The sequence below is a fragment of the Massilia luteola genome, from assembly GCF_034420155.1.
Taxonomy (GTDB): domain Bacteria; phylum Pseudomonadota; class Gammaproteobacteria; order Burkholderiales; family Burkholderiaceae_D; genus Telluria; species Telluria luteola.
The window spans coordinates 134,003-146,424 of the sequence record NZ_JAXOFN010000014.1 but is presented as its reverse complement, the minus strand read 5'-3'; the positions used below and the strand labels follow the sequence as shown (position 1 = coordinate 146,424).

Sequence of the window (12,422 nt, the reverse complement as noted above, 5' to 3'; positions counted from 1 at the left end):
TTCACCCGCTCCCGCAAGGAGCGGGTTTTTTTTTGCCTGTCGCCCTGCCTGCATAGGCTTTTTTACAGATGAGCAGGAAGATTTAACAAAATGTGAGTCACCGCACAGAGTGCAGAGGTGGCGGGAACTAAGATGGACTCGTCTCTTTCAGGACATCCCTAGTTTTGGACTTGGCCCGCTCTTCGGAGCGGGCGTTTTTTTGGGCTGTGTTCGCGATATTTAGGTAAACGGGCGCAGCCGCCTTAGCCGAGCCGGGCCGCAGCGCACAGCAGGTGCGCGGGTGTCGTCAGGCGCCGCGCATCCAACAGCCGTTGCCAGCCCGAATAATTGATGAGGTAGCGGCTCGCGACACCGCGAAACCGCACCAGCCAGCTCTTGAAGCGGCTGTGCCAGCCGTTGACGTTCTGGATGTGGATGGCGCCGCGCGCCCGGATGCCGGCCTTCACGTTCACGGCCTCGTGCGTGACGCCCGCTTGTTCGGCAAAACGGCGATACGCGACGGCCCCGTCGCTGATCAGCAGCACGTCGGCCGGCAAGACCGGCTTGAGGCACGCATGCAATTGCGCGACGGTCACTTGTCCGCGGCCTGTGTGAAAGTCCAGCGTCTGCCCGCTGCGGTCGCGCGCGATGAGCAGGCAGTCGTGTTCCCGATTGATCCCGCGCCGCGTGGCCACGCCGCCGCGCTTTCTCGGCGGTCGTGTCAGGTTGCGCGAGCCCTTTTGCGATTCGAGACGATAGGTCTCGTCCGCCTCGACGATCGCCGATAACGTCGCCGGACGGTCGCGCATCGCGCCGGGCACGAACCGGTGGCGCCACCTGAAACTTGTCGTGCGATGCACGCCTGTCACGCGCGCGGCGTCGCGCACCGTGCGCGATTCGAGGATGGATTGCAGGAACGGCAGCCAGCACTCCTTTTTGCGCAGCCGTGCGAGTGGTGTGCCGGTCAGCGCGTTATAGCTGCGTCCACAGGCGAGGCAGCGAAAGCGCTGCAGGCCGCTCGCCTGGCCGCAGCGGTGTACGCGGCCACAGCCGCAGCGCGGGCATGGCCGGCCTCTGGCGGCCTGTTCGATCAGCGCGATGCATTCCGCCGGGTGCGCGAGGCCGGCGATCCATTCGCGCAGCCGGACCAGGTCGGAAGCCGACAGCTGTACCGCCGACAACTTGGCGAACACTTCGTCGAACGTCAGGCTGCGCATCGTCACTCCTCATGAGTTAACTCGACGATGCGTATGACCGTTGCAACTGGATTCAGTTCACATAACTAACGCGAACACAGCCCAAAAAAAACGTCGCCCCTGCTTGCGCAGAGACGACGTCCGGTGCAGCAGACCCGTTGCCGGGTCCGGGGAGGGGAATCAGAAACCGTATTTCAGGCCGACGGTGTACACGTCGGCCTTGGCGCCGAACGCCTTGTCCTTGCCATAGCGCTCGTATTCCGCGTTCACGGCGAGCTTCTCGTTCAGCTTGTATTCGACGCCGACGCCGCCATACAGGCCGGTGTCGTAGTCGTTGACGTGCGTGCCCAGGCCGTTGTCGAACTTGCGTTCGTTGTAGGCCACGCCCAGCTTGCCGTAGCCGGAGAAGCGGTCGCCGAGCGGCACCGTGTACTTGCCGGCGACATACGTGCCGGAACCCTTGACGTTGCCGGCGCCGTTGTTTTCCTTGCCGAAGTCCGTGTAGCCGGCTTCCACGCCCCAGTTCTGGTCGACATCGTAGCCGCCGTAGACCTTGGCGCCGGTCTTGTAGCTGTCCGTGGTCTGGTTGTCGGCCGTGGCCGCGCCCACGCCGATGTAGGCGTGCGGCGTCGTGGTCTGGGCCTGGGCGGCGCCGGCGACGGCGGAAGTGGCGAGCAATGCGAGCAGCAGTTTCTTCATGGTTCACTCCTTAGTGTTCTCGGGCTCGCGATTCGTCGTGAATCGCAATATGGCCAAGATAGCACCGTGTTTCCCTAAGAGAAGTTCTCAATCGGTAAGGAGTGTAACAAGATGAAAGTAAGTGACTGAAAAGTCACATATGTACGAAATGACGCCGGCCGCGCAAGGGCGGCCGGCCGACGAGCAGGTAAAGGAGGAATTCAGGCCAGTGCGGCCGTCAGGCTTTTCACTTCATCCTCCGATTCCTGGAGGATGGTGCTCAAGGTGCCTTCGCCCACGGCGAAGTCGATGGTGGCGCCGACCTGCACGCCGGGAATGCCTGGATCGCGTTCCAGCAGGGGCGACGGGACGGGCGCCAGGTCGTTCGCCAGCAGCAGCGTGTCGCCCAGGGTTTCCGGCGGCAGGGCGCGCATGCCGTTCCACAGCGCTTCGATGGCGCCCATCACGGGTGCCGGCACGCCCAGCTTGAGCAGGACGCCGCGGCCGATGGCCGTCTCGCCATGCTCGATCCATTCGTCGGCGCCGCCGTCCAGCAGGCCCGGGAACTCGGGCGCGCGCGACAGCAGATAAAAGCCGCCGACCTCGTGCACGATGCCGGCGAACATCGCCGTTTCCGGATCGACGAACGAGACGCGCCGCGCGATCACCTGCGACAGCGCGGCCACGTGGGTCGAGTGCAGCCACAGCTGGTCGGCTTTGGCGCGCAGCACCGGGTCGTGGATTTCGCTGGCCAACTGGCGCACGATGACGGCCGCGGCCAGCGCGCCCAGCGTGCGGAAGCCCACGCGCGCTACGGCTGCCTTGACGTTGGTGACGTCGTTGCCGAAGCGGTTATAGGCGGCCGAGTTGGCGATGGCGACGGTGCGCGCGGCCAGCAGCGGCTCCGTCTGCACGAGGCGCGCCGCTTCGTCGATGTGGCATGCCGGGTCGGCCAGCGCGCGTTGCAGCTTCAGCGTCGCGTCGACATGGGTCGGGAAGTGGAGGTCGCCGCGCCCGGCTTGCGCGGCAATGCTCTTGAGGGCGTCGATTCTGTCCATGGGAAAAAATTATACCCCCGGGCAGCTCGTCAGGGCTCGCTGAAAATGGCGTCGCAACCGTCTTTCTGTTCCTCGGTGTCCTGCAGCTCGTCGACGAGGCCGAGGTCGAACAGCTCCTCGACCGCGTTCATGAAGCTGTTCAGGGTGGCGGCGCCGATCAGGCGGTAGATCTCGCCGGCGTCGTTGCGCACCCCGATCAGCATCGGCTCGTCGCGGACTTCCGCGGGCGGGGCCACGTCGAGCAGCAGGTTGCCGATGATGTGTTTGTCGAAATGAGGGGGCTTTTTGCCTTCGAGCAGTGCAGTCTTCATGTCATCCTTCGTCGGCGGGGACATGCCCCGCGCGGTGTTCGCCAGGCGCCGGCGCCGCCAGGTCCGGCGCGTCGAGCCGGGTGCGCAGGCGGCGCAACGCATGGTCCAGTTGTTCGAAATCGCCGTCGCCATAATCGGCGAACAGCTGCTTGCCGTGCGCGACCACGGCCGGAAACACATTATGGAACAGGGCGTCCCCGGCCGCCGTCAGGCACACGCGGAACGAGCGCCTGTCGTCGCATTTGCGCACGCGTTCCACGAGACCCTTCTGTTCGAGGCGGTCGATGACGCCGGTCAGCGTGCCCTTCGTGATCAGGGTCCGCTCGCCCAGTTCCTTGTAGGTCATGCCGGGCGTGTTGCCGAGGGTGGCGATGATGTCGAATTGCGGATGCGTCAGCCCATGCCGGCGCACCGGTTCGGCGACGAAGCGCTCGAACCCTTGCAGGCATTCGGCCAGCAGGCGCACACTCTTCAGATATCGTTCACCCATGAAACGATTATAGCCGCCAGCGCGGGCAGGCCCCAGCGCTTCGCGTTTTGCGTTCGGCCCCGTTACCATAGCAATCTTGCCAGACAACATTGAACGCTTCATGACCCAGCATCTGCGCGGCATCCTTGCCCTCGTCGTCGTCGTCCTCGTATGGGGAACGACGTTCCCCGCGATGAAGGAATTGACCGCCTATTTTTCTCCCGTCTGGATCATCCTGACCCGCTTCGTTATCGCGGCGTTGTTATTGTCGCCCTTCCTGTGGCGCGCACGGCGCACCGACCTAGCGCTGGGCGCGACGCTCGGCGTGCTGCTGTTCTTCTGCTACCTGTTCCAGGTGGAGGGGCTGGCGCTGACGACGTCCAACCGCAACGCCTTCATCTGCGGCCTGAACGTGCTCGTCGTGCCGCTGCTGGGGCTGATGAAAGGGCGCCTGCCGGAGCGCCGCATCGTCGCCGCGCTGCTGCTCGCGGTGCTGGGCCTGGTCTCGCTGTGCTGGGACGGCGGTGGCGGCTGGGGCCGCGGCGACACGCTCGCGCTGCTGGCCGCGCTCACGTTCGGCACCTATATCAAGGTCATGGAAACCTACACGCGCCGCGCGACCCGGCTGATGAGCGTGACGGCCGCGCAGATCGGCACGGTCGCCGTGTGCGCCGCGCTGTGGCTGTTCGTGCGCGAGGTGCCGCACGGCGCCGTCGGCATGGAAGAGGCCGCGAACTACTGGACCTACATCGGCCACGGCCTCGCGCGTTATTCTCCGAATTTCGCTTATCTGGGCGTGCTGTGCACGGCCGCCATCATCTCGATGCAGGCCTGGGGCCAGGCGCGCACGAGCGCCAACGAGGCGGCCGTCATCTATGCGTTCGAGCCCGGCGGCGCCGCGTTCTTCGCGTATTTCTGGCTGGGCGAGGCGATGGGCGGTCGCGGCTGGCTCGGCGCGGCATTGTTGATCTCCGGTATGATAGTCAGTCAATGGAATGCCGAAAGCCGGCCGGCCGCCGCGCTCGCCCCGAGTAATGACCCCTGTTCGTTTCGATGCAGCATCTTGAACTGTCCCGCCTCGCGCAGGAGGCGCCGCTGCGCGTGCTGCTCGTGCACGCCGGCGAGCCGGATGCGCTGACGTGGTCCGGCCTCGTGCAGCCGCTGCGCCTGGCGGCCAAGGTGCTGGGCCCGGGGCGCCTGCACGTGGACGTGCGCAGTCCGGACAAATTCACGGCCGACCAGCGCCTGTGGCACCTCGTGCTGCTCGTGGCGGACGAATCCGAGGCCGGGCTGCGTCCCGCCAACCTGCGCGCCCTCGTCGCGCGCTGCCGCGCGGCGCCGGTCTGGGGCGGCGTCGGCGCCGGCGTGCTGTGGCTCGCGGAGGCGGGCGCGCTGAACGGCGCGCGGGCCGCGCTGCCGTGGTCGCTGTATCCGGACGTCGACATGCGCGCCGACCAGGCCCTGTTGAGCCCGCACCTGTACGAGATCGACGGCGCCCGCATCACCTGTTGCGGCGGCGCGGCCAGCATCGACTTCGCGCTCACGCTCGTCGACACGCTGTTCGGCGCGACGGTCCAGGCCCAGGTCAAGGAAATCCTGTGCGTCGACCGCGTGCGCGGCCCGGACGAGCGCCAGCGCGTGGCGCTGCAGGCCCGTTTCGGCGTGCTGCAGCCCAAGCTGACGGAGGCCGTCACCCTGATGGAAGCGAACATCGAGGAACCGCTGTCGACCGACGACATCGCCCAGCTGGCGGGCGTGTCGCGCCGCCAGCTGGAACGCCTGTTCAAGCAATACCTGGGCAGCCTGCCGTCGCGCTACTACCTCGAACTGCGCCTGCAGCGCGCCCGCCAGCTGCTGCGCGACACCAACCACTCCATCGTGCAGGTGGGCCTGATGTGCGGCTTCTCGTCCGGCTCCCACTTCTCCACCGCCTTCGGCGCCCTGTTCGGCAATACCCCCCGCGAAGAGCGCCAGCGCAAGCTGAGCCAGTAACCGGGGTCAGAACCGGGGTCAGAGCCCGATTTTTGGCAATTTCTTGCCGCAAAATATTGAAATTTCGACATTTCCAGAAATCGGGCTCTGACCCTAATGCCGTTAAGTTAAGGCCCAAAAGACCGCTCCGACTAACATCTGAGTGGCCTTTTCAAGGGCTTCGCGCGGACCTTACCGATCCTAAACTGGCTGAAATCACGCTTAACTTAACGGCATTAGGCTCTGACCCCGGTTTTTTGTTGCTCGTCCAAAAATGAAAATGCCTGTCGCAGTTTGGAAAGAACGGCAAGGTTTGGCTTCTCTATAATGAGTCGCTCGGCGCGGCTGCTGGAGTCCGCGCAACCTTTACTTGGATGAGGAAAACGTCATGAATGCTAAGCTCGAATCGGGTGTCACCACGCGGCCTGTCACACGCCAGACTTTCGACGAGGTGCTCGTACCGACCTATGCGCCGGCCGCGATGGTCCCGGTGCGCGCTTCGGGCCTGGACGTCTGGGACCAGGAAGGCAAGCATTACCTCGACTTCACCTCCGGCATCGCCGTATCGAGCCTGGGTCACTGCAACCCGGTGCTGGTCGACGCGATGACCCGCCAGATCAACACGCTGTGGCACCTCGGTAACGGCTACACGAACGAACCCGTGCTGCGCCTGGGCGCCGCGCTGACGGAAGCGACGTTCGCCGACCGCGCATTCTTCTGCAACTCCGGCGCGGAAGCCAACGAAGCCGCCTTGAAGCTGGCGCGCAAATACGCGCACGACAAGTTCGGCCCGCACAAGTCGCGCATCGTGTCGTGCTATTCCTCGTTCCACGGCCGCACGCTGTTCACCGTGTCGGTCGGCGGCCAGTCGAAATACACCGAAGGCTTCGAGCCGCTGCCGCCGGAAATCAACCATATCAACTACAACGACATCGCCTCCGCACGCGCGGCCATCGGCGACGACGTGGCGGCCGTCATCGTCGAGCCGATCCAGGGCGAGGGCGGTGTGATCCCGGGCGACATCGAGTTCCTGAAAACGCTGCGCGAACTGTGCGACAAGACCGGCGCGCTGCTCGTGTTCGACGAAGTGCAGTCGGGCGTGGGCCGCACCGGCGCGCTGTACGACTACATGAACGTGGGCGTGACCCCGGACATCCTGACGTCGGCCAAGGCCCTGGGCAACGGCTACCCGATCGGCGCCATGCTGACGACGAACGAGATCGGCCAGCACCTGTCGGTCGGCACGCACGGCACGACGTACGGCGGCAACCCGCTGGCGACCACCGTCGCGCTGAACGTGATCGAGCAGGTCAACCAGCCGGCGTTCCTGGCGCGCGTGCGCGAAGCCAGCGCAAAAATCTTCGCCAATCTGGAGACGCTGGCAACCGATTATCCGCAGCTGTTCACCAGGCCGCGCGGCAAGGGCCTGCTCATCGGCCTGCCGATGGCCGACGCGAACAAGGGGCGCGCCAAGGACTACACCAAGACCGCGGAAAAACTCGGCCTGATGCTGCTGATCGCCGGTCCGGACGTCGTGCGTCTCGCGCCCGCGCTGGTCGTCTCGGACGAGCAGATCGCCGAAGCGGATCGCCTCATGCGCCAGGCCGCCGACGCGTTCCTCGCCGGCTGACCTCCGCACCACCCGGCCGGAAAGGGGGCACCCCAGCCCGGCCGGCTTCCGTTCGTTCGATGCCTTTGTCGGGAGTTTCCATGTATGTAGTCCGTCCGGTAGAACCAGCGGATGTCGGCGCCCTCGAGACGCTGCTCGCCGCGTCCACGCCGGGAGTGCACACCCTGCCGCGCACGCGCGAAAAGATCGCCGCGTTCGTGGAGCGTTCGGTGGCGTCGTTCGCCGCCCACGTCGACATCCCCAGCGAAGAGTCCTACCTGTTCGTGCTCGAGGACGTCGAGTCCCGCGAGCTGGCCGGCACCGCCGCGATCCACGCGTCGGCCGGCTCCAACGGCACCTATTTCGCGTTCCGCAACGATGTGATCCAGCAGGTCTCGCGCGACCTGAACATCAGCCACAGCGTGCACGCGCTGACCTTGTGCTCGGAGCTGACGGCGTATTCGCAGCTGTCCGGCTTTTATATCCGCGACCGCGACACCGCCCGGCGCGAAGCGGCGCTGCTGTCGCGTGCCCGCCTGCTGTATGCCGTGCTCGCGCCGCACCGCTTCGGCGACCGCTTCTTCGTGCCGCTGGCCGGCGTCACCGACGACGCGGGCCAGTCGCCGTTCTGGGATGCGCTGGGCCGCAAGTTCTTCAAGATGGATTTCCTCGACGCCGAACGCACGATCGGCGGCGCCCGCAACCGCACCCTGATCGTCGAGCTGATGCCGCACTACCCCGTCTACGTGCCGCTGCTGCCCGGCCCCGCGCAGGCCGTGATGGGCCAGATCCACCCGAGCGGCGAGCCCGCGTTCGACCTGCTGACGGAAGAGGGCTTCGAGGCCGACGAATACATCGACATCTTCGACGGCGGCCCGATCCTGCAGGCGCACAAGCACGCGCTGCACTCGTTCTCCGGGTCGATGGTGAGGAAGGTCGCGAACGCCGAACTGCAGCCGCCCACGCGCGGCGGCAAGGCCGCGATGGTGAATTACGCGGTGGCCAGCAGCGAGCGCAAATTCCGCGCGGTCGTGCTGCCGTGCGACCCGGCCGAGAGCGCCGACGCCATCTGCCTGCCGCCCGCGGCGCGCGAGGCGCTCGGTGTCGAGACCGGCGACAGTGTCATCTGCGTACGGATCTGACGCTTTGGAAAACAATGAGGAACCCATGCTCGTAATCCGCGCAATCACCCTGAACGACATCGATCCGCTGATCGAGATGGCGCGCCAGGTCGGCAGTGGCATGACCACGCTGAAGCCGGACCGCGCCATGCTGGGCGAACGCGTCGAGACCGCGGTGGCGTCGTTCGCGCAGACGATCCCGCCCGAGGAACGCGACTACATGTTCGTGATGGAAGACACGTCCAACGGCCGCCTGGCCGGCGTGTGCGCCATCAAGGCCGCCGTGGGCCTGACCGAACCGTTTTATAACTACCGCATCGGCACGCTCGTCCACTCGAGCCGCGAACTGAACGTGTTTACGCGCATGGACACGCTGTATCTGTCGAACGACCTCACGGGGTCGACGGAACTGTGTTCGCTGTTTTTGATGCCGGAATACCGCACCGGCTACAACGGCAAGTGGCTGTCGAAGAGCCGCTTCCTGTTCATGGCCCAGTTCCAGCACCTGTTCACGGAAAAGATCATCGCCGAGATGCGCGGCTACCAGGCGGAAGACGGCACGTCGCCGTTCTACGAAGGCCTGGGCCGGCATTTCTTCAAGATGGATTTCAACCACGTCGACGGCCTCACGGCGCTCGGCAAGAAATCGTTCATCGCCGAACTGATGCCGCGCCAGCCGCTGTACGTCGCGTACCTGCCGGAAGACGCGCAGGCCGTGATCGGCCAGGTGCACCGCTCCACGCTCCCCGCGCGAAAACTGCTGGAACAGGAAGGCATGCACTACGAGGGTTACGTCGACATCTTCGACGCCGGCCCCGTGCTGCAGGGCCGCGTGGCCGAACTGCGCGCCGTGCGCGACAGCGTGCTGACCGTGGCCGCGGAAGGCCAGCCGCAAGGCGAGGGCGAGGCCACGCTCGTGTCGAACACGAAGCTCGACGATTTCCGCATGGTCCTCACGCAGGCCTGCGACGGCGGCCGCAACGTGCCCCTGTCCGTGCGCGAACTCCAGCTACTGCATTGCCAGGCGGGCGATCCTGTCCGCTCGCTGACCCTCAACGTAAGGAAGAACCATGGCTAACGTATCGAATTACATCGGCGGCGCATGGCTGGCCGGCAGCGGCCCGCTGCTCGCGACGATCGACCCGTCCACCGGCCGCCAGACCTGGACCAGCAACGAATCCACGGCGGAAGACGTGGCCCGCGCCGTGCAGGCCGCCCACGCCGCCTTCGAGGGCTGGGCCCTCACGCCGCTCGAACAACGCATCGCCATCTGCCAGGGCTTCCGCGACCTGCTCAAGGAACACAACGAGGACCTGGCCGCGATCATCGCCGAGGAAGTGGGCAAGCCCTTGTGGGAAGCGCGCACGGAGGTGACGACGATGGCGAACAAGGTCGACATCTCGGTGCAGTCGCACGCCGCGCGCACGGGAGAAACGAGTGCCAAGGTCGCCGACGGCAACGCCGTGCTGCGCCACCGTCCGCACGGCGTGTTCGCGGTGTTCGGCCCGTATAACTTCCCCGGCCACCTGCCGAACGGCCACATCGTGCCGGCGCTGATCGCGGGGAACACGCTCGTGTTCAAGCCGAGCGAATACGCGCCGCGCACCGCCCTGCGTACCGTGCAGTTGTGGGAACAGGCCGGCCTGCCGCAAGGTGTGCTGAACCTCGTGAACGGCGGCCGCGCCACCGGCATCGCGCTGGGCCAGGCCGACGTCGACGGCATCCTGTTCACCGGCAGCAGCCAGACCGGCGCCGCGCTGCATAGACAGTTCGGCGGCCAGCCGGGCAAGATGCTGGCGCTGGAAATGGGTGGCAACAATCCGCTCGTCGTGTGGGACGTGCAAAACGTCGACGCGGCCGTGCACCACGCCGTCATGTCCGCGTTCATCTCGGCCGGCCAGCGCTGCACGTGCGCGCGCCGCCTGATCGTGCGGGACACGCCTCAAGGACAAGCCTTCATCGACCGCCTCGTGGAAGTCGCCAGCAAGCTGGCGGTCGGTCCGTCGAACGCGGAGCCGCAGCCGTTCATGGGCCCCGTCGTCTCGGCCGCCGTCGCCAAACGCCTCGTGCAGGCGCAGGCGATGATGGAAGCGCAGGGCGGCAAGGTCTTGCTGCGCATGCGTCAGCTCGATCCGGACGCGGGCTTCGTCACTGCCGGTATCGTTGACGTGACCGATGCGACGGGCATCCCCGACGAAGAGTGGTTCGGCCCGTTGCTGCAGGTGATCCGCGTGGCCGATTTCGACCGCGCCATCGACGCCGCCAACGCCACCGAATTCGGCCTCGCCGCGGCACTGCTGTCGCCGTCGGAAGACCTGTGGAAGCGCTTCGCGATCAAGGCGCGCGCGGGCGTCGTCAACTGGAACCGTCCGACGACGGGCGCCGCGAGTTCCGCGCCGTTCGGCGGCGTGGGTAAATCGGGCAACCACCGTCCGAGCGCCTATTACGCGGCCGACTATTGCGCGTACCCGGTCGCCTCGATCGAAACGGCCGAACTGGAAATGCCGGCGAAATTGTCGCCCGGCCTGACCTTCTGACACCATGCGCAACGCACGCGAATTCAACTTCGACGGCCTCGTGGGCCCGTCGCACAACTACGCCGGCCTCTCGTTCGGCAACGTGGCCTCGTTCAGCAATGTGAGGAGCGCGTCGAACCCGCGCCAGGCCGCGCTGCAGGGCCTGGCCAAGATGCGGTCCCTGGCCGCGCGCGGCTTCGCGCAAGGCTTGCTGCCGCCGCAGGCGCGTCCGAATTTCAGGCTGCTGCGCCGCCTCGGCTTTACGGGCACGGACGCCGACGTATTGGCGCAGGCGTACCGCGAATCGCCGGTGATCCTCGCCTGCGCCTACTCCGCGTCGCCGATGTGGACGGCGAACGCCGCCACCGTCAGCCCATCTGCCGACACGGCGGACGGCCGCGTGCACTTCACCGCGGCGAACCTGAACAATAAGCTGCACCGCGCGGAAGAACACGTGCAGGCCACGCGCACCTTGCGCGCCCTGTTCGCGAACACCGACCGCTTCGTCGTGCACGACCCGCTGCCGTCGACGCCGGCGTTCGGCGACGAGGGCGCCGCCAACCACACGCGCTTCGCCGGCGCCCACGGCGCGGCCGGCGTGGAATTCTTCGTGTACGGCCGCGTCGAGTTCGACCCGTCCGCACCCGCGCCGACGAAATACCCGGCACGCCAGACGCTGGAAGCCTCGCAGGCCGTCGCCCGCCTGCACGGCCTGGACGCCGCGCGCACCGTGTTCGCGGCGCAGAATCCGGCCGTGATCGACCAGGGCGTGTTTCATAACGACGTGATCGCGGTCGGCAACGGCGACGTGCTGTTCTACCACGAGCAGGCCTTCGCCGACGAAACCGCGACGCTGGAATCGCTGCGCCGCGCGCTCGGCGCCACCGGCACCGACCTGCGCGCCGTGCGCGTGGACACCAGCGTCGTGCCGGTCGCCGACGCCGTCGCCAGCTACCTGTTCAACAGCCAGCTGCTGTCGAAACCGGACGGCGGTATGGCGCTCGTCGTGCCGCACGAATGCCGCGAGGTCCCGACCGTGGCGCGCTACCTCGAGCAGCTGGTGACGAGCGGAAGGTCGGGAAACTGCGCCATCGACGAACTGATCGAATTCGACCTGCGCCAGAGCATGCGCAACGGCGGCGGCCCCGCGTGCCTGCGCCTGCGCGTCGTGCTCACGGACGAGGAAGCGGCCGCGATGCACCAGGGCGTGCTGATGACCGACGATTTATATGCGCGCCTCGTGCCGTGGGTCGAGCGTCATTACCGCGACCGCGTCGAGCCGACCGACCTGGCCGATCCGCAACTGGCCATCGAGTGCGCGGCCGCACTGGAAGACCTGGAACGCATCCTCGGCTTGCCGGGGCTGTATGATCTGTCATGATGAACGTGAACATATAAACGTAAATGTAGGGTGGGCACTCCTGTGCCCACGCATAAGGCCAACATACGGCTCGCGTCACGCGTGGGCGCGGGGCGCCCACCCTACGCAAAGAATAGTTTCCGGAACTGGAAGC

The 12,422-nt window shown here is 66.3% G+C and carries 12 protein-coding genes; 7 read left to right on the top strand and 5 right to left on the bottom strand.

All coding sequences use genetic code 11. From position 1 onward, the window contains the following. Positions 1-242 precede the first annotated feature (242 nt). The 5 genes from U9J41_RS15865 to U9J41_RS15845 all read right to left on the bottom strand — a co-directional run bounded on the left by U9J41_RS15865 (position 243) and on the right by U9J41_RS15845 (position 3,712). Positions 243-1,196 (bottom strand): IS1595 family transposase, encoded by a 954-nt coding sequence (locus U9J41_RS15865; RefSeq protein ID WP_322403154.1) that lies wholly within the window; start codon positions 1,194-1,196, stop codon positions 243-245. Between the two features lie 159 nt (positions 1,197-1,355). Beyond that, positions 1,356-1,874, bottom strand: coding sequence for a porin family protein (locus U9J41_RS15860; RefSeq protein ID WP_322403153.1), 519 nt, complete (start codon positions 1,872-1,874; stop codon positions 1,356-1,358). A gap of 200 nt (positions 1,875-2,074) precedes the next feature. Beyond that, on the bottom strand, positions 2,075-2,911 hold the full coding sequence (locus tag U9J41_RS15855; protein ID WP_322403152.1) for an HDOD domain-containing protein: 837 nt from the start codon (positions 2,909-2,911) through the stop codon (positions 2,075-2,077). Between the two features lie 29 nt (positions 2,912-2,940). Beyond that, positions 2,941-3,222 carry a hypothetical protein gene (locus tag U9J41_RS15850; protein WP_322403151.1) on the bottom strand — a complete coding sequence of 94 codons (282 nt, stop codon included), beginning with the start codon at positions 3,220-3,222 and terminating at the stop codon, positions 2,941-2,943. A gap of 1 nt (position 3,223) precedes the next feature. Then, positions 3,224-3,712, bottom strand: a complete 489-nt coding sequence (locus U9J41_RS15845) for a MarR family winged helix-turn-helix transcriptional regulator (protein WP_322403150.1) — start codon at positions 3,710-3,712, stop codon at positions 3,224-3,226. Positions 3,713-3,812: 100 nt separating this feature from the next. Between U9J41_RS15845 and U9J41_RS15840 the strand changes: the two genes are divergently transcribed. The 7 genes from U9J41_RS15840 (at position 3,813) to astB (ending at position 12,289) form a co-directional block, all read left to right on the top strand. Then, positions 3,813-4,829 (top strand): DMT family transporter, encoded by a 1,017-nt coding sequence (locus U9J41_RS15840; RefSeq protein WP_322403149.1) that lies wholly within the window; start codon positions 3,813-3,815, stop codon positions 4,827-4,829. After that, a complete protein-coding gene (locus tag U9J41_RS15835; protein ID WP_322403148.1) occupies positions 4,745-5,683 on the top strand; it encodes a GlxA family transcriptional regulator in 939 nt (312 codons plus the stop codon). The genes U9J41_RS15840 and U9J41_RS15835 overlap by 85 nt, the downstream gene beginning before the upstream one ends. 367 nt (positions 5,684-6,050) lie before the next feature. Further along, positions 6,051-7,292, top strand: a complete 1,242-nt coding sequence (locus U9J41_RS15830) for an acetylornithine/succinyldiaminopimelate transaminase (RefSeq protein WP_322403147.1) — start codon at positions 6,051-6,053, stop codon at positions 7,290-7,292. Between the two features lie 80 nt (positions 7,293-7,372). Then, positions 7,373-8,413 (top strand): arginine N-succinyltransferase, encoded by a 1,041-nt coding sequence (locus U9J41_RS15825; RefSeq protein ID WP_322403146.1) that lies wholly within the window; start codon positions 7,373-7,375, stop codon positions 8,411-8,413. Positions 8,414-8,438: 25 nt separating this feature from the next. Next, positions 8,439-9,470, top strand: a complete 1,032-nt coding sequence (astA, locus tag U9J41_RS15820; RefSeq protein WP_322403145.1) for an arginine N-succinyltransferase — start codon at positions 8,439-8,441, stop codon at positions 9,468-9,470. Further along, positions 9,463-10,929 carry a succinylglutamate-semialdehyde dehydrogenase gene (astD, locus tag U9J41_RS15815; protein ID WP_322403144.1) on the top strand — a complete coding sequence of 489 codons (1,467 nt, stop codon included), beginning with the start codon at positions 9,463-9,465 and terminating at the stop codon, positions 10,927-10,929. The genes astA and astD overlap by 8 nt, the downstream gene beginning before the upstream one ends. Before the next feature lie 4 nt (positions 10,930-10,933). Beyond that, complete coding sequence (gene astB, locus U9J41_RS15810) at positions 10,934-12,289, top strand: N-succinylarginine dihydrolase (RefSeq protein ID WP_322403143.1); 1,356 nt, start codon at positions 10,934-10,936, stop codon at positions 12,287-12,289. Positions 12,290-12,422 lie beyond the last annotated feature (133 nt).

What these genes read in the sequence shown, in the direction of transcription:
- U9J41_RS15865 (WP_322403154.1), bottom strand. Translation starts at nt 1,196, where the DNA reads ATGCGCAGCCTGACGTTCGACGAAGTGTTCGCCAAGTTGTCGGCGGTA.
- U9J41_RS15860 (WP_322403153.1), bottom strand. Translation starts at nt 1,874, where the DNA reads ATGAAGAAACTGCTGCTCGCATTGCTCGCCACTTCCGCCGTCGCCGGC.
- U9J41_RS15855 (WP_322403152.1), bottom strand. Translation starts at nt 2,911, where the DNA reads ATGGACAGAATCGACGCCCTCAAGAGCATTGCCGCGCAAGCCGGGCGC.
- U9J41_RS15850 (WP_322403151.1), bottom strand. Translation starts at nt 3,222, where the DNA reads ATGAAGACTGCACTGCTCGAAGGCAAAAAGCCCCCTCATTTCGACAAA.
- U9J41_RS15845 (WP_322403150.1), bottom strand. Translation starts at nt 3,712, where the DNA reads ATGGGTGAACGATATCTGAAGAGTGTGCGCCTGCTGGCCGAATGCCTG.
- U9J41_RS15840 (WP_322403149.1), top strand. Translation starts at nt 3,813, where the DNA reads ATGACCCAGCATCTGCGCGGCATCCTTGCCCTCGTCGTCGTCGTCCTC.
- U9J41_RS15835 (WP_322403148.1), top strand. Translation starts at nt 4,745, where the DNA reads ATGCAGCATCTTGAACTGTCCCGCCTCGCGCAGGAGGCGCCGCTGCGC.
- U9J41_RS15830 (WP_322403147.1), top strand. Translation starts at nt 6,051, where the DNA reads ATGAATGCTAAGCTCGAATCGGGTGTCACCACGCGGCCTGTCACACGC.
- U9J41_RS15825 (WP_322403146.1), top strand. Translation starts at nt 7,373, where the DNA reads ATGTATGTAGTCCGTCCGGTAGAACCAGCGGATGTCGGCGCCCTCGAG.
- astA (WP_322403145.1), top strand. Translation starts at nt 8,439, where the DNA reads ATGCTCGTAATCCGCGCAATCACCCTGAACGACATCGATCCGCTGATC.
- astD (WP_322403144.1), top strand. Translation starts at nt 9,463, where the DNA reads ATGGCTAACGTATCGAATTACATCGGCGGCGCATGGCTGGCCGGCAGC.
- astB (WP_322403143.1), top strand. Translation starts at nt 10,934, where the DNA reads ATGCGCAACGCACGCGAATTCAACTTCGACGGCCTCGTGGGCCCGTCG.